Raw genomic sequence first — 18,633 nt, forward strand, 5'->3', positions numbered from 1 at the left:
CTCTTGGGTCTCGTGGGGTCGGTGATGGGTATAGGAGACAGGTCGATGAATGTGTTGACTGACACGGCGCCTTCGCGGGCAAGCCCGCTCCCACCTTTGTAATCGGTGCAGTCTGCATATCCTTGCAATCTCCACTACCGCATCAAGTGATATCCCGCAGTCAACACCGGGCCCCCTGTGGGAGCGGGCTTGCTCGCGAAAGCGGTGGGTCAGTCGATGAATGTGTTGACTGACAGTCCGCCTTCGCGAGCAAGCCCGCTCCCACCTTTGTAATCGGTGCAGTCTGCAGATCCTTGCAATCTCCGCTACCGCATCAAATGATATCCCACAGTCAACACCGGGCCCTCTGTGGGAGCGGGCTTGCTCGCGAAAGCGGTGGGTGAGTCGATGAATGTGTTGACTGACACGGCGCCTTCGCGGGCAAGCCCGCTCCCACATTTTTAGACGGTGTAAGTCTGCAGATCCTTGCAATGTAGCTGTGTCAGGTGTTGACCAGGTTGGCCAGTTCAGCCCCCGCGACATACTTCTCCAGATTCGCCAGGAACGTGTCCGCAATTTCGTTGCGGCTATTGGTGGAAATGGCCGAAGTGTGCGGCGACAACCTGACTCTCGGGTGGGTATACAACGGGTGCCCATCCGGCAGTGGTTCCGGTTCGGTCACGTCCAGCGATGCCAGCCCGATCTGTCCGTTGTCGAGTGCTTCGAGCAGCGCCTCCTGATCCAGCAGGCCACCGCGTGCGATATTGATCAGGTGCAGCCCGGGCTTGGCGTTGCCGAGTACACCGCGGTTGATGATATGCCGCGTGGATTCGGTCAGCGGGGCTGCCACCACCAGGTGGTCGGCGCGGGCGAACAGGTCGTGGATGTCCTTGGCCGCTTCCACACCGGCAACGCCAAACGGCGCCTGGCTTTGGCGCAGTGCCACGACCTGGATGCCCAGGGCCAGTGCCTTGTGCGCCAGGCTCGCGCCAATTGCGCCGAAGCCGAGGATGCCCAGCGTGGTGCCTTTGAGCGGGCGCAACGGGGTGAAATGCCACTGGGCGTCCTTCACCCAGATGTCCGGCAAATGCTTGGACGCGGCAAAGATCGCCGCCAACGCGAACTCGGCGAGGTTGTCGGCCGCGCTGCCTCGGGAGGTGGTCACCGGTGGCCCGTTGAACAGCCATTGCGGGTAGAAATCGATGCCCGACGACACCAGGTGCACCCACTGTGCGCCGTAGGGCCAGCCCGGTGGCGGGGTGTCCGGGGCGGTGTAGCCGCGCACGTTGATCGGACGCAGCAACAGGATATTCGCCTGCGGCGGCAGGTCGCTCGGCACTCCTGGCGGCACGCCGATCACTTCGGCGTCGGCGTGCAGCACGCGCAGGCGCTCGCGGATCACGTCGTTGTAATCCTCGTCGAGCTGGCTGGCAATAATCACCTGACTCATGTGCGTTCCTTCTGGCGTTGGGCGAAGACCGCTTTGCCGACGCCTTGCAGCACGGCGTCATTCTGCGGGGTATGCACGCGACTGCAGAGCACGTCGCGGTAGTGTCGTTGCAGCGGGCTGTGACGCGACAGGCCGGGGTTGCCCGAGGCCTCGATGGCGAGTTCCACCGCGCGGATGGCATTGTTGGTGACCAGGTACTTCAACTGGGCTGCGTTGGCCGCCGGGGTATGACCTTCGGCGGCGGCGTCCAGCAGGCTGCGGTTGGCAAACAGCAGGGTGTCGATATGCCCGACGGTTTCCTGAAAACGCGGCAGTGTCGACAACGCTGCACCGAGGTTGGACGGCTTGCGTTCCTCCAGCCAGTTCACCAGCCAGTCCCGCGCGGCGTGGGCCACCGCGTCGTACACCGATGACAGCAGCACCGACATCCACAGGAAGCCATCGCCATCCAACTCCGGCTGCGGGGCACTCCAGGGGCTGACGCTGACCGCGTGGTCCAATGGCACCAGCACATTGTCGAGCACCACTTCATGGCTGCAGGTGGCGCGCATGCCCAGGTGGTCCCAGGTGTCGATAATGCTCACGCCGGGGCTGTCCTTGGGCACCAGCCAGGCGCCCACCAGCGGGTCGGCGTCATCGCTGCGGCCCCACACGCTGAACCAGCTCAGGCCATGGCTGCCGGTGGAGTAGATCTTGCGCCCGCTGATGCGCCAGCCCTCGGCGGTGCGCACTGCGGTGGTTGCCGGCAGGCCGCCACGGGCCGGGGTGCCGAGGTCGGGTTCGACGCGCAGCGCATTGATCAAGGCACCGTCGCGCACCGCGTCCTCGGCCACTTGCGTACGCAGGTGGACCGGCCAGCTCTTGCTGTCTTGCAGGCGGGTGTGTTGCAGGTATTGCATCACCAGGATCAGCGCAGTGGACGGCTCGCCCCTGGCAATCGCACTGATCGCCTTGCGCGCCTGCGGCAGGCTGGCGCCGCCGCCGCCCAGGGCCTTGGGCACGGTGAGGGCGACCAGGCCGTGTTCATGCAACAACTTGAAGTTGGCATGCGGGAACGCGCCGCTCTCGTCATACAGGTGCGCGGTGCTCGCCAGCTCGGCGCTGAGGCGTTCGAGCAGGGCTTCGAAGTTGGCGACTTCCACGGAGCGCAGAGACGGTTGGGTCATAACAATGTACTCGGTCAAAAATGTGGGCGCCGGCAAGCCGGCGCCTACAGGGGGTTGTGGGCTTAGATAGCGATGCGTACGGGCTGTTGGCCCAGCAGTCGCTCCACCACCTGCAGCACCGGCTCGGCCTCGGTGCGCACCAGCCAATCCGGGCTCACTTCGACGAATGCCACGGTGCCGTCCCTGGCGATCACCACCACCGTCGGTTGCGGCAGTTCCCAGGTCCCGGTGCCGGTGGTGTCGCCGATGTGGTTGCCCTTGGCCAATGCGGCGTTGCGCGAGGCTTCGTCGAAACTGTAGAGAATGCCCAGGCGCCGGCCGAGGTTGTTGTCGGTGTCGCTGGCCACCAGCAATTGCAGGTTATGGCGGGTCTTGATCTCCACCAGCCGCTCAGGCACCTGCGGGCTGACCGCCACCAGCGGCACCCCCAGTTCGCGCAGGCGTGGGTAGAGTTGGCGTTCGTAATAGGGCAGGGCGAGATTGCACGCCGGGCAGCCGGCAAAGCGGAAGAAGATCAGCACCGCCGGCCCATCGGCCAGCAACAGATCGCGGTTGAGTTCGCCGCCTTCCACGTTGAGCAGGGTGAATGGGTCCAGCTCATCGCCGACCTGCACATAGTCGTCGGGCCGTGCTTCATCGACCAGGCGCTGGCGCTGGTCGATGTTGACCTGCAACGCCGCCGGTGCCCAGGAAGCCACGCGCTCGGCGTGCAGATCCGCTAATTGACGGTTGAGGGATTCGCTCATGCCAGCGCCTCCTGTTGCGCTTCGACCTCGGCGGCGACGCTGTAGCGGTTGGCCGGCACGTCCAGGCCAAGGTTGTCGCGCAGCGTGTGGCCGCTGTACTCGGTGCGGAACAGGCCGCGCTGTTGCAACACGGGCACCACCAGTTCGGTGAAATACTGCAAGCCGTCCGGCAGCACCGAGTTGATGATGAAACCGTCGCTGGCACCGCGCTCGAACCAGGTCTGGATGGCATCGGCGACTTGCTCGGGGGTGCCGACAAAATCACGCTTGGGCCGCGAGAACCGCAGCGCCACTTCGCGCAGGGTCAGGCCTTCGTCCCTGGCCAGTTGCTTGATCCGGTCGGAGCCGCCTTTCTGGCTGTTGGCGCCGAGGTCGCCAAGTTCCGGGAAGGGCGCGTCCAGGGGGTACTTGCTGAAGTCATGGTCATTGAACGGGCGACCGAGGGCGACAATCGCGTCTTCGACGGTGACGAGGTCCACGGCCTGCTGATAGCGGCGTTCTACTTCGGCTTCATCGCGGCCGACAATCGGCCGGATACCCGGCAGGATCGACAGGCTGTCGGCGTCACGCCCAAAGCCTGTGGCGCGGCGCTTCAGGTCCTGTGAATAGGCCAGGCCTTCCTCGATGCTCTCCACGTGCACGAAGATCGCGTCGGAGTTTTCGGCGGCGAAGTTGCGCCCATCCTCCGAGGTACCGGCCTGGAAAATCACCGGTTGACCCTGGCGCGAGCGTGCGATGTTGAGCGGGCCCTTGACCGCGAAGAACTCGCCCTTGTGATTCAGTGCATGCAGCTTGTCCGGGGTGAAGAATTCGCCGCTTTGCTTGTTGTAGGCAAAGGCGTCGTCTTCCCAGGAATCCCACAGGCCCTTGACCACGTTCACGTGTTCCTTGGCGATGCGGTAGCGCACGGCGTGGGGCGGGTGCTCGGCCTTGCCGAAGTTATCGGCGGTGCCGCTGAGCCACGAGGTCACCACGTTCCAGCCGGCGCGGCCGCCGCTGATATGGTCCAGCGACGAGAACTGGCGCGCCACTTGGTAGGGCTCGGTGTAGCTGACCGTCACCGTGGCGACGAGACCGATGTTCGTGGTGATGGCGGCGAGGGCCGAGAGGATCGTCAGCGGCTCGAAGCGGTTGAGGTAGTGCGGGCTGGATTTGGCATGGATATGCAGGCTGTCGGCGATGAACACGAAGTCGAACTTGGCAGCTTCGGCCAATTCAGTCTGCTGCTTGTAGAACCCGAAGTGGGTGCTGGCATTCGGTTGGGCGTTCGGGTGGCGCCATTCGCCCCAACCGTGGCCGACACCGTGGACCATGGCACCCAGTTTCAAATGGCGTGGCTTGGAGGGATGTGGCTTGCTCATGTTCTGCTCCTGTTAGCGCGATGCTTGGGAAAAGGGGACACGCTTGGCGTTAAAGCTCTTGTCGAAGCCTTGCGACACGTCGATGTGCTTGGTCAACAGGCCTTCTTTTTGATAAGTGTCGGCGGTCGCTTGCAGGCCGCTGATCACCGAGTCGTCGATGGCGACCGGGCTCAGGCGGGTGTCCTTGGCCACTTCCACGTGGACTGCCAGCGGCAGGCCGGTGATCTTGGCCTGGGCGGCGGCGTACTCATTGGGGTGGGTGTTGGCCCACGCATAGGCGCGGTCGAGGCGTGCGACAAAGTCGTCGAGTTGCGGGCGCTTGTCGGCGATGGCCTGGCTGGTGGCGGCGAGGTACAGGTGGTTGCTCAGCAGGTTGCTGCCACTGATCAGCACGCGGGCCTGGCTTTGCGAGGTGACCACGGTGGTGTACGGGTCCCAGGTGGCCCAGGCGTCGGCGGTGCCGTTATCCAGCACCAGGCGTGATTCGCTGGGCAACAGGAAAATGAACTGCACATCCTTGGTGGTCAGCCCGGCAGTGGCCAGGGCCTTGATCGCCAGGTAATGACCGATTGAGCCGCGTCCGGTGACGATCTTCTTGCCCTTGAGGTCGGCGACAGTCTTGATCGGCGAGTCCTTGGGCACCAGCAGCGCGGTGGTATTGCGCCCTTCGGCGTGGATGATGCTGACCACCTTGAGCGAGGCACCGGCACCCAATGCGAACACGTAGGGCGCATCACCGAGGGCGCCGATGTCCACGGCGCCGGCATTCAAGGCTTCGCCCAGGGGCGAGGCGGAAGGGAATTCCGACCACTGGATTTCATACGGGACGTTCTTGCTTTCGCCGGAGACTTCCAGGAGTGCCTTGATGGTGGATTTCTGGTTGGCCACCCGCAGTGGCTGCAGGTCGGCGGCGTGGGCGCCGCCGCTCAGGCCGAGGGCAAGGGCGGCGCCCAGGAGCAAGCGTTTGAAGGGGGTGGTAAAGACCATGGGATGCAGGCTCCAGGCAGATCAAGAAGGGGTTCGGTTACCTCCGCCTGGAGAAGGGGTCGGTGAGTGGGGTTAACGTTATGCCCATAAAAACTCGCTGTGAAGTTCTTTTTGGTTATATGTTAATTATTAAAATATTTGATTATGTGTGAGTTGATTATTCTCTAATTGCATTTGGCGGCGCGCTGCGGGCCAGGGCGAAGATGCCATCCATGCGCCAATGCTCGTTGCGGTGGGCAGGGTCATCGGCCCATTCGTCCCAGCCCGAGTCGCGGCGGTATTGGCCGAGCAGCCCGGCTTCGCGGACTGCCACGGGATCGGGGTGGCGCAGCTGTTCGCAGTCGGGGTCGACGTACAGCGCATCGCTGCTGCAATACAGTTCGCACATGAAGCAGGTCTGGCAGGCCAGCTGGTCGGCGATCACGGGTTTGCCCAGGGCGTCGGCGGCAAGCACGTTGGTGGGGCAGACGGCGACACATTGGCCACAGCCGTTGCACAGGTCGGAGTAGATCAGTTCAATCATTGTGGGTGGCCTTGATGGATGGGGTCGAAACGCGCCTGCACCTGGCCCACTCCAGCCAACCGCAAATGCGCGTCAAACTGCGAATGCTGCCGCGGTGTGTCGCTGCGCTGGTGCATGCCGCGGCTTTCCTTGCGCAACGCGGCGGCGGTGTAGCACCAACGCGCGGTGGCGGCCATGGCCACGGTTTCGCGGGCGCGCAATGGGTTGTCGGCGCAGGGTGGGCCGTCGCTGATCTGGTCCCAGATGTTGTCCAGTTCACGCAGCGAGCGCGCCAGTTGGGCGCCGCTGCGGAACAGGTTCTTGTCCAGCGGATGGACTTCGGCCTGGATGCGCTGGATCAGTTCGGCACTGCCGCCCGCCGCGCCGTCAAAGCCACGCAGCGCGCCGAGATACAGCGCTTTTTGGCGGGCCAGCCGCGCGGCGCCGCGACCGGCCCATTGCCCGGTGGAGAGCGCCCAGGCCGAATTCTGCGCGCCGCCGCCGGAGGTGGCGCCGGCAATCGGCTCGCGACTGGCGGCATCCCCGGCAGCGAAGACGCCGGGCACGGTGGTCTGGCAATCGTCATCGACCAGGCGTAAACCGCCGACGCCGCGAATGGTGCCTTCGGGATGCAGGGTCACGGCGAATCGCTGGCGATAAGGGTCGACCCCGCGCCGGTCGAACGGCAGCATCAGGTTGGGTTGGATACTCGGCAGTTGTGCGCGAATATCCGGTGGCACGCGGTTCAGGCGGCAATACACCGGGCCGTTGAGCAGCGCCCTGGCCAGGTCTTCGGTGAAGCCAGGACCGGTGGCAATCCCCAGCGGCCGATCCGCGGCATCGAAATACTCGCCAAAGCTGTACACCATCGAACGGGTCATGCTGCTGCCTGCGGCGGCGATGCAGTAGTAGTTGGAAAACTCCATGCCCGACAGTTCGGCGCCCGCTTCGGCGGCCATCAGGTAACCGTCGCCGGTATTGGTGTGGTTGCCCAGCAGGCGCGACAGGAACGCGCAGCCGCCCGTGGCCAGCACCACCGCGCCGGCGCGGATCAGCCAGTCACCGCCGGCCTGGCGGCGCCAACCGCGTGCGCCGGCCACTGCGCCGTGATCGTCACGCAGCAGTTCCAGCGCAGGGTGGTGGTCGAGAATCGTCACGCCACTGTCCAGCACGCGCCGCCTGAGGCCGCGCAGGTATTCGGGGCCGCGCAGCCCGCGGTACTGGGTCACGCCATGTGCGTCCTGCGGGAAGTCGTAGTAGCCGCTCAGCCCCGGCAGGCTGGTCCAGGTGGTGTCGATGGCGCGGGCCATCCAGCGTGCATCGGCAAGGCCATAGGCGGTGCCCAGGCGTTTGTCGATGGCCGCTTCACGGGCGTCGGGCGGCACCCACCAGTGACCGGGACCGGCGGTGGCGGTCACGCCGCTGGTGCCGCAGTAGCCCTTGTCGACGAGGATCACCCTGGCCCCTTCGCGCGCCGCCGCGATGGCGGCCCAGGTGCCCGCCAACCCGCCGCCGATGATCAATACATCGCTATTCAATTCAGTCATCACCCGCGCCTCAGAAGTTGTACGCCAGGCGCGTGTAGTAATACGCGCCGCCAAAGCCGAAGGGCGAGAACTGCCCATACTCGTACCCGCCGGCCCAGTCCTTGATGCCTTTTTTATCCGGATAGACGTTGAACAGGTTGTTGGCCCCCAGGGCCACGGTGAAATGCTTGGTGATGTCGTAGGCGGCGTCGACATCGCTGATCCATTTGGCGCTGAACTTGCGATCGTTGATCGGGTTGTTGTCACCCTCGATGTAGCTGCCGAAGCGGGTCAGGGCGAGGTTGAGGGTGTAGGCGCTGACCTTCCAGTTGGCCGCCAGGATCAACTTGGACTGCGGGGTGGCGACGGTCAGGTCCTTTTGCAGGCGGCGGTCGAAGATCTGGTAGTTGGAGCCCAGGCTGGCCAGCGCGGGTGGGGTGTCCTGGAGTTTTTCGATCTTGGTCTGGTTCCAGTTGTAGGCCAGGCTCCAGCGCACCTGGCCGTACTGGTCGAGCTGCTGGCGGTATTCGTTGATGATGTCGATGCCACGGGTGCGGGTGTCGACGGCGTTGGTGTAGTACTGCGCGTACAGGCCCGGCGACAGGCCGTTGGCGACCAGGATCTGCGACACCGCCGGCCCGCCCAGCAGACTGGTGGAAACGATGCGGTCGCGAATGCCGATCTGGTACAGGTCGGTGGTCAGCCGGTAGTTCGGGGTCGGCTCGTAGGTGAAGCCCAGGCTGTAGTTCAGCGACTTCTCGGGCTTGAGTTTTTCCGCGCCCAGGGCCTGGGCCTCGGGGGTGTCCACCGGCAGCACCTTGACCGGTACCGAGACCTGCTGGCCGTTGACCACGCCGCCGGAGGTGAAGGTCGACGAGGCGTAGATCGTCTGTGCCAGCGACGGCGCCCGGAACCCGTTGTTGATCGTGCCGCGCAGGGCAAACTCGGGCGTGAGCTTGAAGCGCGTCGACAGCTTGCCGCTCCACGTGCTGCCGATGTCCTGGGTGTAGCGCTCATAGCGGGCGGCGGCGCCGATGTACCAGCGGTCCGTCACATCCAGGCCCAGGTCGACATAGCTGGCGACGTTGCTGCGACTGATCTCGCCGGCATCCGCGGTGCTGGTGCCGTTATACGACGCCAGGCCCGGCAACGGTGTTTGGCCGGCGAAGGGACCACTGGGCAGCACGTAGTTGCCGGGCGTATAGGACGCGTAGTCGCCGGCCTCGATCTGGTATTTCTCCCAGCGGTACTCGAAGCCGAATGCGGTTTGCAGCGGGTGGCTCAGGCCGATATCGAAGGTGCGGCTGAGGTCGAGGTTGTTGGTCCACTGGTCGAAGATCTGCGAGGCCAGGTTGAACGAGGTCGGGCTGGTCGGCCCCAGGGATGGGTTGAGGGTGTTGTTGGCGTTGAGGGTCGAATCGTCTTCACCCCAGGTGGAACTGATGTCGTAGTCCCAGCCACCGACCAGGCCCTTGAAGCCGCCCGCCACCTGGAAGTCCTTGGTGCGGTTGCGCCGTTGCGCGTGGATGCCATCGGGGTAGGGCGTGTTCGGGTCGCCGGCCAGGGAGGTGATCTCATTGGGGCGGTAGTTGCCGGTGACCTTGGTGGTTTCCATGTAGCTGGCGGTGGAGAACGAGTAGAACTTGAGGTCGTCCTGCAGCGGCAGTTCAAGGTTGTAGCTGGCGTTGGTGACCTTCTCGCGACCCAGGCCGTAGCTGGGGTTCCAGCCGTGGCGGTTGACCGTCTGGTCGCGGCTGTCGGGGGCGGCGGCGGTGCCGTAGAGGCGGCCGGTGGCACTGCCGGTGCGGTTGAAGGGTTCCTGTTCCTTGCTGTCCAGCGCCAGGTTGGCGAAGCCGTCGTTGGGCAGCGCCAGGCCGTAGTTGACGGTCTGGTGCACGGTGTCGCCGTCGCCCGCACCGTAGCGGCCGAAGGAGGTTTCGGCGCTGCCGCCGCTGTCGTTTTCCTTGAGGATGATATTGATCACCCCGGCGATCGCGTCCGAGCCGTACTGCGCGGAAGCGCCGTCGCGCAGCACTTCGATATGGTCGATGGCCGACACCGGGATCAGGTCGAGGTTGACCGGTACCGCCGCCGTGCCGATGCGTGCCAGGTTGTTGATCAGCGCGGTGTTGTGGCGGCGCTTGCCGTTGACCAGGACCAGCACCTGGTCGCCGGACAGCCCGCGCATGGTCACTCCGCGCACCGACCACGACGTCCCACCGCCATTGATCGCCGGCAGGTTGAACGACGGCAGCAGGCGCGCCAGGAGTTCCTTGAGGCCGACCTTGCCACTGGCCTGCAGCTGTTCGGCACTGATCACGTCGATGGGCGAGGGGCTGTCGGCGATGGTCCGCGCCTGATTGCCACGGTTGCCGGTGACCACCACGGTACCGAGGGTTTTGTCCGGGTCTTCGGCTTGGGCCGGGACATTTATGGCGAGCAGGGTCAGCGCGACTGCGCCGTATTGAAAGCGGGATGGAGGCATGGGGGCTGATTCCAGGAGACCAAAGAACACCGCAGATCCCGCGTGGGCGCGGGCTGGCTCGCGAAAAAAGTGGTGTCAGCTACCCATGAGCTGGCTGAACCGCCGCCTTCGCGAGTAAGCCCGCTGCCACAGTGAATCTGTGTGGGACTTTTAAAGGGTGATCAGGCCGCGTCAGCGGCTCTGACCCGATGCGGAATGTCGTCATAGGCAATCAGCACCCGCTCCATGCGACGCGGGTAGTCGCCGTAGTTGTAGACCGGGTAGTGCAGGGTCGAGCGGTTGTCCCAGAACGCCACCGAGCCTGGACGCCACTTGAAGCGCACCTGGTGCTCCGGCTTGTTGAATTCCTGCAGCAGGCGGTCGATCAGTTGCTTGCTTTGCTGGGGCGTCCAGCCGATCACCGAAGGGTTCTGCGAGAAGTTGATGAACAGCCCGTCTTCGCCGGTTTCCGGGTGGGTGCGCACCAACGGGTGGGCGAGGATCGGGTAGTCGTAGCCGACCTTGTCGAGGGCCTTCTTGAAGTCGTGGACCACATGCAGGTTGTCGATTTCAGCGCGCAGGTCATCCGGCAAGGCGCGGTACACCGCCCCGGTGTCGGCCCACAGGGTGTCGCCGCCGACTTCCGGCAAGTCCACCGCGCGCAGCACGGCGCCGAGCGTGGGTTGCAGCAACCAGCTGGTGTCGGTGTGCCAACGGCCGCTGGTGCGCGGGCCGTAGAGCTTGCGCTCGTCCTGGGCTTCGATCAGGTGGGCCTGGGGGCGCGACGGGTCGTTTTGCTGGGTGGTGGGGTGCACGTACAGCTCGCCGAATTCCTTGGCGAAGGCGATCTGCTGTTCGGTGTTGATAGCCTGGTCGCGGAAGAACAGCACCTTGTGCGTGAGCAGCAGGTGACGCAGTTCGTCGCGCAGCGCCGAGGTCAGCGGCTGGCGCAGGTCGATACCGCCGATTTCGGCGCCGAGGGTGGGTTCCAGGCGGGTGATATGCAGGGTCATGCGGGTGTCCTCTCGTGTGTGGGTTCAGCCTCCGCCTGGAGAGGGGTCGGATGTGGGGGCCTGCACCCGGGGTGGGTGCAGGCGGGTCAGGTCAATCAGATCACATAGAAACCGTGGGTGCCGTCGCGGCCCAGTTGCTCGACCAGGCCGAATTCCCAGTCCAGGTAAGCCTGCATGGCTTCCTTGGGGTTGTCGGTGCCTTCGTATGGACGGCGATAGCGGTCGATGCGCGGGGAGGCCAGGTGCGTCTCGCCTTCTTCCAGCGGCAGTTGCGCGTTGATCCAGCCGGCGGTGCCGTCCTGCAGCAGGAACACCTGCTTGCCGGTGATGGCCTCGACCTCGGCCACTGCCAGGCGCGCCAGTTGGCTGCTGCCGCAGGTGAGTACATAGCGCTGGGCGGCCGGCACCTTGGCCAGGGCTTCGGGCAACTGCGCGCGCAGGGCCCACCAGGCGCCGGGGATATGGCGCTTCACGTAGTTGGCGCTGGCAGTGAAATCCAGCACCACGGTGTCGCCATGGGCCTGCCAGTCGGCGAGGGTCTGCGGGCTGATCAATTCGGCCTGGGGCGGCGCGGGCACCGGGGCGACCCAGGCGCCTTTTTCGCTGAAGTGCGCCGCTTGCAGGTCATCCAGCACGTGCACTTCCCAGCCCAATTGCGCCAGCCAGGAGGCGGACATGTTGGCGCGCACGCCGTCGTCATCGGCCAGCACCAGGCGCGCTCCGCGCACACTGGCGACGTGGTCGGTTTCCTGCACCAACTGGCCGCCGGGGGTGGAGCGGGCGCCCGGCAGGTGGCCGGCTTCGAATTCTTCCGGGGTGCGCACATCGAACAGGTAGGTGGTGCGCGCAGTTTGCTGCTGCCAGGCGTGCAGATCGGCGAGGGTGGCCCGGCCAACGCGGGCCTTGTCGGCGACGCGGCGCGCATCGACGGCGGCGACCTGGCGATGTTCTTCCGAGGTCGGTGCAAAGCGGCGTGATTGGCCATGGGCGAGTTTCTGCCCGGCCAATGTCCAGCCGATGGTGCCGTTGCGCAGTGCGGAGACGGGGTTGGCCACGCCGGCGTTGATCAGCGACTGCGTGCCGATAATGCTGCGGGTCCGCCCGGCGCAGTTGACGATGATGCGGGTGGCCGGGTCGGGCGCCAGTTCACGGGCGCGCAATACCAACTCGGCACCGGGCACGCTGATGCCGGTGGGGATACTCATGGTCTGGTATTCGTCGAAGCGGCGGGCGTCGAGCACCACCACATCGGCCTGGTTATCGAGCAGCGCCTGCACTTCTTCAGCGGCCAGCGAGGGTGTGTGGCGCTCGCTTTCGACCAGCTCGCCGAATGCCTTGCTGGGCACGTTGACGTCGATAAACAGCTCGCCACCGGCCTGGCGCCAACCTTCCAGCCCGCCTTCAAGCAGGCTCACCTGGGTGTAGCCCAGCGTAACCAGGCGCTCGGCGGCGCGGGCGGCCAGGCCTTCACCGTTGTCGTAGACGGTGACCTGGGTGTCACGGCGCGGGATGCGCGAGTACACCTCCAGCTCCAGCTTGGACAGCGGGATGTTCGCGGCGAACAGCGGGTGGGACTCGGCAAACGGCGCTTCTTCGCGCACGTCCACCAGGGCGACTTCTTCACGGTCCAACAGGGCCTGGCGAATCCGGGCGAAGCTACGGGTCGATACGGTACTCATAGGGCAGGGCTCTTTTCTTTGGACAAATCCCAGATATTCGGGAGGAAGGCGTTGGAATAACCGGAGATAAACAGTTTCTCGCTGCCGTCGGGCTGGTACACCGCGCGGCGCACGGCACCGATATTGGCGCCGTACACATGAATGCTGATGGACACCTGGTCGCTGTGGGCATTGCTGACCTGATGGATATCGCCGACCTTGGGCGACACCGCCTCGACCTGGCCCGGCACCAGCTGGATCGGCTTGCCTTCGGCGACCAGGCGACCGTCAGGCGCGCGCTCGAAGCCTTGGGAAAATTCCGCGCCGCGCAACATGCCGATCAGGCCCCACACTCGGTGGTCATGGATCGGCGTGCTTTGCCCCGGCCCCCAGACAAAACTGACGATGCTGAAGCGCTGGCGCGAATCGGCATGCAGCAAAAATTGCTGGTAGCGCTCGGGGTCGGGTTGGGCAAATTCATCGGGGAGCCAGTCATCATGGCTGACCAGTTGCGCGAGCAGTTTGCCGCCACGGTGCAACAGGTCGCCTTCGCGTGGATTGCCGTCGATCAATTCCGCCAGGGCGCCTATGAAGGCTCTGAGTCTCTCGGGGTGTCGGGCCTGGGTCATGACAATTCCATCGGTGGGTGTTGATGGGTTTATCTAAGCATAATGTTTATAGTTAATATGCTATTTTTTAATGATTAGCTTATAGCTGCAGGTAATTTAGAACCGGTCTGAATAGCGTTAGACGTTATCGATTGCAGCGCGGGCTATCCAGACAGCGTTCCTGCAACTATGCTTCGCACACATCTTAATGACTGTTCTCTATGTGCGGCCCAAATGAAAATTGACGATATCGATGCCTTTGTCGAAGTGATTCGTTGCCAGTCCATCAGCCATGCCGCCGAGTCGTTGCAACTGACCCAGCCGGCCATTACCCGCCGTGTGCAGAACTTCGAGCAGGCGCTGGGTGTGGAGTTGTTCGACCGCAACACCAAGCCCCTCAAGCCTACGCTGATCGGCACCCGCGTCTATGAGCAATGCCGGCTGATCCTGCGCGAGATGGATGCCCTGCGCGAGCTGGTCGCCACCGACGCACCGCCCACCGGCCTGCTGCGCCTGGGCGTGCCGCAGACCATCGGCGACGTGGTGCTGCTCGATGCGCTCAAGCACTTGCGCACCGAATACCCCGACCTGCGCGCCCAAGTCGCCACCGGCTGGGGCAGCCAACTGGTGGGCAAGATCGAGCGCGGAGAGCTGGATGCCGCAGCGGCGCTGTTCCCGGCCGGCAAGATTTTCCCGGACAACGTGGTGGGCGAGTCGATCGGCAAGATGGAATTGGTGGTGGTGTGTGCCAAGGCACAACTGCCGAAGAAACCCTGCAAGCTGGCGGACGTGTACCAGAGCGGCTGGATCCTCAACCCGGACGGTTGCGGCTTCCGCGCGGGGTTGCAGCGCACCTTGTCGGACCAGGGCCTGGCCTTGCGGGTCAACCTGGAAACCTTCGGCACCGAGCTGCAACTGGGCCTGGTGGCGGACGGCCTCGGCCTGGGCCTGGTGCCACGCCCCCTGCTGGAGCGCAGCGCGCACCGCGAGCAACTGGCAGTGATGCCGCTCAAGGACTTCAAGCCGGTGATGGACCTGTGGCTGATCTACCCGCACTTCCTCGGCAACCTGCAGGGGCCGGTGGATGCGTTCGGCAAGCTGGTGGCAAATTCCCTGCACAAGATCCGCAACGCCGCCTGACCCGCCCGGTGCAGGAGCCCGGCTGGCCGGCGATGAGACCCTCGAGACCAGGGCATTGCTCAAGGACGCCATCGCCGGCAAGCCGGGCTCCTGCGGGGGGAGAAGGTGTCAGTTGGGTTATAAAAAAATATGATAATTAGCTTAGATTAAAATGTGCTTTTTATTATTTTTTTGCATCCCCTAGGCTTGCCTGGAAGTCCTTAAGGCCATCCAGGAAGTTTTGCCATGAGCAGCGTCACCTCGATCTCCAGCGTTTCCAACAATGTTCGCCAGCGCGTCACTCCGGAAGAATGGGAAGTGCGTGTCAAACTGGCCGCCGCTTATCGCCTGGCGGCCCTGTACAAGTGGACCGACCACATCTACACGCACTTCTCCGCGCGCGTACCGGGCCCGGAGGAGCATTTCCTGATCAACGCCTTCGGCCTGTTGTTCGATGAAATCAGCGCCTCCAACCTGGTCAAGGTCGACCTCGACGGCACCATCGTCGACGACCCTACCGGCCTGGGCATCAACTACGCCGGCTACGTGATCCACAGCGCCATCCACGGCGCACGCCACGACTTGCAAGCAGTGCTGCACACGCATACCCGCGACGGCATCGCAGTGTCGGCGCAGAAAGACGGCCTGCTGCCGATCTCCCAGCATTCCATCGGTTTCTCCGGGCGCGTGGCTTACCACGGCTACGAAGGCGTGGCGCTGGACCTCGACGAGCGCGAGCGCCTGGTCGCCGACCTGGGTGACAAGAGTGTGATGATCCTGCGCAACCACGGCCTGTTGACCGCCGGGATCAGCGTCGAACACGCCTTCCAGCAACTGCAGGGGCTGGAGCGCGCGTGCAATATCCAGATCGCGGCGCAGGCGGCGGGCAACGCAGAGTTGATCTTCCCGCCGGCCGAGGTGGTGGCCAAGGTCGAGAAGCAGGCTGAGGCGTTCAAGGCGGGGGATGGACCGGGGGTGGCGCGGCATTGGAATGCGCTGATCCGGCAGTTGGAACGCACCGACACCGACTACAAGAACTGATCTGCCTATAAGCGCCAGCCCCCTGCAGGGGCTGGCTTGCCTGCGCCTGCAGGGCGTGTGTTTATGCCACTTGTTGTGCTTGCTCGCGCTCGGCGATCAGCTGGCGGGTGAGCGGGATCAACCGCTTGCCGTAATCGATCGCATCGTTGAGCGGATCGAACCCACGGATCAGGAAGGTGGTGATCCCCAAGTCGTAGTAATCCACCAGCGCCTCGGCGACTTGCTCGGCGGTCCCGACCAGTGAGGTCGAATTTCCCTGGGCCCCGAGCAAGCCCGCAATCCCGGTCCACAAACGCTTGTCCAGGCGCGAGCCCTGTGCTGCCGCTGCCAGCAAGCGGCGCGAGCCTTCATTCGGCGGTTCGCGGCGTACAAAGCCATTCTTCTCGGCCAGCGCGGTAGCCTGCTGCAGGATGGTCTCGGCACGCGCCCATGCCAGTTCCTCGGTCTCGGCCAGGATCGGCCGCAACGACAGGCTGAAGCGGATGGTGCGCCCGTGCTTGGCCGCCTCGGCGCGTACCTGGGTCACGATCTCGCGCACTTGCTCATAGGTTTCGCCCCACAGCGCGTACACGTCGGCATGCTTGCCCGCCACTTCAATCGCGGCCTGTGAGGAACCGCCGAAGTACAGCGGGATATGCGGCTGTTGCGGCGACTTCACCGTGGAATACGCGCCTTCGACCTGGTAGTAGTTGCCCGTGAAGTCGAACGGTTGCTCGCTGGTCCATTCCTGGCGCACCACGCTCAAGTATTCGTCAGTGCGCGCGTAGCGTTCGTCCTTGCCGATATGGCTGCCATCGGCGCGCAGTTCGCGGTCGTCGCCGCCGGTGATGATATGCACGGCGGTGCGCCCGCCGTTGAATACGTCGAGGGTGGTGAACTGGCGGGCGGCCAGGGTCGGCTGGGCAAAGCCTGGGCGATGCGCGATCAGAAATTGCAGCTTCTTGGTCACGCTGGCGGCATGCGAGGCGATCAGCGTGCTGTCCGGGCTATTGGAATGGAAGGCCACCAGGGCGCGGTCGAAGCCGGCCTCTTCGTGGGCGCGGGCCACGGTTTCCACGTAGTCCGGTTGCAGGGTCGGGCCGCTGCGCGGGTGGATCTCGGAAGCGTGGTGGCCGCCGATGTAGCCGATGAATTCAATGCTCATGGTCTGTCCTTGTCGAGTTCGCGGGGTGCACCTCCGCCGGGCAGGGGGTCGGTTATTCGCGTCCAAAGTAGGGGCAGGGAAGGGGCCTGTAAAATGCCGATTGGTTCTAACCTAATTATTAAAAAACAGAATCATAAATTATTTGATGTATCAGTAATTTGCATGTTGATCGCATTAGGTTATTCCCAGAAAGACTTTCACCAGGGTTTTTTATGCGCTTAGCATGGACCCGCAACGGCGCTCCCGGCCGTGACGTTTTGAACAGGAAGGCCAATGACCGAGACGATTTCCCTCAATAAAGCCGAGGGTCAGCTGAAAGCGACCCGTGGCTGGCGCACGCCCGACGCGGTGCTGCGGCTGGTCAGCCCGATCGTGCTGTTGCTGCTCTGGGAGCTGGCCTCGCAGCTGGGCTGGATCCCCACGCGCGTGATCGCCGCGCCTTCGCAGATCGGCGGCACGCTGTGGGCGATGATCGTCTCCGGCGAACTCGGCAAGCACCTGCTGGTGTCGCTGCAACGCGCGTTGTTCGGCTTGAGTATCGGCGTCAGCATCGGCGTGGTGGCGGCCTTGATCACCGGCTTGTCCAGGCGCGGCGAGGTGATCCTCGATTCGCCCATGCAGATGCTGCGCACCATTCCTTCGCTGGCCCTGGTGCCGCTGTTCATCCTGTGGTTCGGCATTGGCGAGTTCACCAAGATCGCGCTGATCGTCACCGGCACCACGTTCCCGGTGTACCTCAACCTGTTCGCCGGCATCCGCAACATCGACCCCAAGTTGATCGAGGCCGCCAACACCCTGGGCCTGAACCGTCGCGAGCTGATCTGGCATGTGATCTTGCCCGGCTCGTTGCCCTCGTTTTTTGTCGGCCTGCGCTATGCCCTGGGCATCTCGTGGCTGGCACTGGTGTTTGTCGAGCAGATCAACACCACCGCCGGCATCGGCTTCCTCGCCAGTGATGCCCGCGATTTCATGCGCACCGATGTCATCGTGATCTGCCTGCTGATCTACAGCGTGCTCGGCCTGTTGATCGACGGCCTGATCCGCACCCTCGAACGTTTCGCCCTGGCCTGGCGCCCATCCTTTGTGAGGAACTGATATGTCGACGATTGAAGCTGCGGTGCAGTTGCGCAATGTGGTGCGCCAATTCGGCCAGCAACGGGTCATCGATGGCCTTGACCTGGACATCGCCCCCGGCGAATTCGTCGCCTTGCTCGGCGCCAGCGGCTCGGGCAAGACCACCTTGCTGCGCAGCCTGGCCGGGCTCGACAGTATCGACAGCGGCCAATTGCGGGTGCCCAAGGCGCGGGCGGCGGTGTTCCAGGAGCCGCGCCTGATGCCGTGGAAGCGCGCCTGGAAAAACGTGATCCTCGGCCTGCGCATTCCCGAAGCCAAGGCGCGGGCGGTGCAAGCCTTGACGGAAGTCGGCCTGGCCCATCGCCTTGAGGCCTACCCGGCGACCCTCTCCGGCGGCGAAGCCCAGCGCGTGGCCCTGGCCCGTGGACTGGTGCGCGAACCCAAGCTGTTGCTGCTGGACGAACCCTTCGCCGCCCTCGACGCACTGACCCGGATCAAGATGCACCGCCTGATCATCGAGCTGTGGCGCAGGCACACACCGGCGGTGCTGCTGGTGACTCACGATGTGGACGAAGCGATCCTGCTGGCCGACCGGGTGATCGTGCTGGCCGACGGCAAGATCGCCGAGCAACTGCGCATCGATCTGCCGCGTTCGCGGGACACCGGCCAGGACGGTTTCCAGGCGATCCGGGCGCGCTTGCTGAACCTGCTCGGCGTGGAAGTCGATGCACCGGCGGCGCGTCCGCCGGCGATCAACCTGCGGCGCGTAGCGCATGGGTAAAGGCTGACCGAGCC

General features: G+C 64.3%; 15 protein-coding genes and 1 pseudogene. 4 read left to right on the plus strand and 12 right to left on the minus strand.

Going from position 1 to position 18,633, the window contains the following annotated elements; genetic code table 11:
• Positions 1 to 481: 481 nt before the first annotated feature.
• The 11 genes from AC07SI_RS29380 to AC07SI_RS29430 all read right to left on the minus strand — a co-directional run bounded on the left by AC07SI_RS29380 (position 482) and on the right by AC07SI_RS29430 (position 13,481).
• Positions 482 to 1,429 carry a D-isomer specific 2-hydroxyacid dehydrogenase family protein gene (locus AC07SI_RS29380; RefSeq protein ID WP_495007046.1) on the minus strand — a complete coding sequence of 316 codons (948 nt, stop codon included), beginning with the start codon at positions 1,427 to 1,429 and terminating at the stop codon, positions 482 to 484.
• A complete protein-coding gene (locus AC07SI_RS29385; RefSeq protein ID WP_106804274.1) occupies positions 1,426 to 2,595 on the minus strand; it encodes an acyl-CoA dehydrogenase family protein in 1,170 nt (389 codons plus the stop codon). The genes AC07SI_RS29380 and AC07SI_RS29385 overlap by 4 nt, the downstream gene beginning before the upstream one ends.
• A gap of 62 nt (positions 2,596 to 2,657) precedes the next feature.
• Positions 2,658 to 3,341, minus strand: coding sequence for a peroxiredoxin-like family protein (locus AC07SI_RS29390; protein ID WP_106804273.1), 684 nt, complete (start codon positions 3,339 to 3,341; stop codon positions 2,658 to 2,660).
• Positions 3,338 to 4,702 carry an LLM class flavin-dependent oxidoreductase gene (locus AC07SI_RS29395; RefSeq protein ID WP_065906148.1) on the minus strand — a complete coding sequence of 455 codons (1,365 nt, stop codon included), beginning with the start codon at positions 4,700 to 4,702 and terminating at the stop codon, positions 3,338 to 3,340. Before AC07SI_RS29395 ends, AC07SI_RS29390 begins: the two co-directional genes overlap by 4 nt.
• Positions 4,703 to 4,714: 12 nt before the next feature.
• Positions 4,715 to 5,689 (minus strand): ABC transporter substrate-binding protein, encoded by a 975-nt coding sequence (locus AC07SI_RS29400; protein WP_495007047.1) that lies wholly within the window; start codon positions 5,687 to 5,689, stop codon positions 4,715 to 4,717.
• 157 nt (positions 5,690 to 5,846) lie between these two features.
• Positions 5,847 to 6,212 (minus strand): 4Fe-4S dicluster domain-containing protein, encoded by a 366-nt coding sequence (locus tag AC07SI_RS29405; protein WP_065906152.1) that lies wholly within the window; start codon positions 6,210 to 6,212, stop codon positions 5,847 to 5,849.
• Positions 6,209 to 7,738 carry an FAD-dependent oxidoreductase gene (locus tag AC07SI_RS29410; protein ID WP_495007048.1) on the minus strand — a complete coding sequence of 510 codons (1,530 nt, stop codon included), beginning with the start codon at positions 7,736 to 7,738 and terminating at the stop codon, positions 6,209 to 6,211. The genes AC07SI_RS29405 and AC07SI_RS29410 overlap by 4 nt, the downstream gene beginning before the upstream one ends.
• Before the next feature lie 10 nt (positions 7,739 to 7,748).
• A complete protein-coding gene (locus AC07SI_RS29415; protein ID WP_495007049.1) occupies positions 7,749 to 10,202 on the minus strand; it encodes a TonB-dependent receptor plug domain-containing protein in 2,454 nt (817 codons plus the stop codon).
• Between the two features lie 161 nt (positions 10,203 to 10,363).
• Positions 10,364 to 11,194, minus strand: coding sequence for a TauD/TfdA dioxygenase family protein (locus AC07SI_RS29420; protein ID WP_065906160.1), 831 nt, complete (start codon positions 11,192 to 11,194; stop codon positions 10,364 to 10,366).
• A gap of 95 nt (positions 11,195 to 11,289) precedes the next feature.
• Positions 11,290 to 12,873 (minus strand): rhodanese-related sulfurtransferase, encoded by a 1,584-nt coding sequence (locus AC07SI_RS29425; protein ID WP_495007050.1) that lies wholly within the window; start codon positions 12,871 to 12,873, stop codon positions 11,290 to 11,292.
• Positions 12,870 to 13,481 carry a cysteine dioxygenase family protein gene (locus tag AC07SI_RS29430; protein WP_065906162.1) on the minus strand — a complete coding sequence of 204 codons (612 nt, stop codon included), beginning with the start codon at positions 13,479 to 13,481 and terminating at the stop codon, positions 12,870 to 12,872. Before AC07SI_RS29430 ends, AC07SI_RS29425 begins: the two co-directional genes overlap by 4 nt.
• A 213-nt stretch (positions 13,482 to 13,694) precedes the next feature.
• Here AC07SI_RS29430 and AC07SI_RS29435 point away from each other — a divergent pair, with 213 nt between their 5' ends.
• Both AC07SI_RS29435 and AC07SI_RS29440 read left to right on the plus strand, forming a co-directional pair.
• A complete protein-coding gene (locus AC07SI_RS29435; protein ID WP_065906163.1) occupies positions 13,695 to 14,600 on the plus strand; it encodes a LysR family transcriptional regulator in 906 nt (301 codons plus the stop codon).
• Positions 14,601 to 14,825: 225 nt separating this feature from the next.
• Complete coding sequence (locus tag AC07SI_RS29440) at positions 14,826 to 15,620, plus strand: class II aldolase/adducin family protein (protein ID WP_065906167.1); 795 nt, start codon at positions 14,826 to 14,828, stop codon at positions 15,618 to 15,620.
• 61 nt (positions 15,621 to 15,681) lie between these two features.
• Here AC07SI_RS29440 and AC07SI_RS29445 read toward each other — a convergent pair whose 3' ends face one another.
• On the minus strand, positions 15,682 to 16,764 hold the full coding sequence (locus AC07SI_RS29445) for an LLM class flavin-dependent oxidoreductase (RefSeq protein ID WP_201144115.1): 1,083 nt from the start codon (positions 16,762 to 16,764) through the stop codon (positions 15,682 to 15,684).
• A 330-nt stretch (positions 16,765 to 17,094) separates the two neighbouring features.
• Between AC07SI_RS29445 and AC07SI_RS29450 the strand changes: the two are divergent.
• A pseudogene (locus tag AC07SI_RS29450) lies at positions 17,095 to 17,859 on the plus strand (ABC transporter permease); the annotation flags it as partial.
• A 1-nt stretch (position 17,860) separates the two neighbouring features.
• Positions 17,861 to 18,619, plus strand: a complete 759-nt coding sequence (locus tag AC07SI_RS29455; RefSeq protein ID WP_201144116.1) for an ABC transporter ATP-binding protein — start codon at positions 17,861 to 17,863, stop codon at positions 18,617 to 18,619.
• Positions 18,620 to 18,633 lie beyond the last annotated feature (14 nt).

The organism is Pseudomonas sp. GW821-FHT05D12, from assembly GCF_059419825.1.

What these genes read in the sequence shown, in the direction of transcription:
- AC07SI_RS29430 (WP_065906162.1), bottom strand. Translation starts at nt 13,481, where the DNA reads ATGACCCAGGCCCGACACCCCGAGAGACTCAGAGCCTTCATAGGCGCC.
- AC07SI_RS29420 (WP_065906160.1), bottom strand. Translation starts at nt 11,194, where the DNA reads ATGACCCTGCATATCACCCGCCTGGAACCCACCCTCGGCGCCGAAATC.
- AC07SI_RS29400 (WP_495007047.1), bottom strand. Translation starts at nt 5,689, where the DNA reads ATGGTCTTTACCACCCCCTTCAAACGCTTGCTCCTGGGCGCCGCCCTT.
- AC07SI_RS29390 (WP_106804273.1), bottom strand. Translation starts at nt 3,341, where the DNA reads ATGAGCGAATCCCTCAACCGTCAATTAGCGGATCTGCACGCCGAGCGC.
- AC07SI_RS29410 (WP_495007048.1), bottom strand. Translation starts at nt 7,738, where the DNA reads ATGACTGAATTGAATAGCGATGTATTGATCATCGGCGGCGGGTTGGCG.
- AC07SI_RS29405 (WP_065906152.1), bottom strand. Translation starts at nt 6,212, where the DNA reads ATGATTGAACTGATCTACTCCGACCTGTGCAACGGCTGTGGCCAATGT.
- AC07SI_RS29440 (WP_065906167.1), top strand. Translation starts at nt 14,826, where the DNA reads ATGAGCAGCGTCACCTCGATCTCCAGCGTTTCCAACAATGTTCGCCAG.
- AC07SI_RS29395 (WP_065906148.1), bottom strand. Translation starts at nt 4,702, where the DNA reads ATGAGCAAGCCACATCCCTCCAAGCCACGCCATTTGAAACTGGGTGCC.
- AC07SI_RS29380 (WP_495007046.1), bottom strand. Translation starts at nt 1,429, where the DNA reads ATGAGTCAGGTGATTATTGCCAGCCAGCTCGACGAGGATTACAACGAC.
- AC07SI_RS29425 (WP_495007050.1), bottom strand. Translation starts at nt 12,873, where the DNA reads ATGAGTACCGTATCGACCCGTAGCTTCGCCCGGATTCGCCAGGCCCTG.
- AC07SI_RS29435 (WP_065906163.1), top strand. Translation starts at nt 13,695, where the DNA reads ATGAAAATTGACGATATCGATGCCTTTGTCGAAGTGATTCGTTGCCAG.
- AC07SI_RS29415 (WP_495007049.1), bottom strand. Translation starts at nt 10,202, where the DNA reads ATGCCTCCATCCCGCTTTCAATACGGCGCAGTCGCGCTGACCCTGCTC.
- AC07SI_RS29455 (WP_201144116.1), top strand. Translation starts at nt 17,861, where the DNA reads ATGTCGACGATTGAAGCTGCGGTGCAGTTGCGCAATGTGGTGCGCCAA.
- AC07SI_RS29445 (WP_201144115.1), bottom strand. Translation starts at nt 16,764, where the DNA reads ATGAGCATTGAATTCATCGGCTACATCGGCGGCCACCACGCTTCCGAG.
- AC07SI_RS29385 (WP_106804274.1), bottom strand. Translation starts at nt 2,595, where the DNA reads ATGACCCAACCGTCTCTGCGCTCCGTGGAAGTCGCCAACTTCGAAGCC.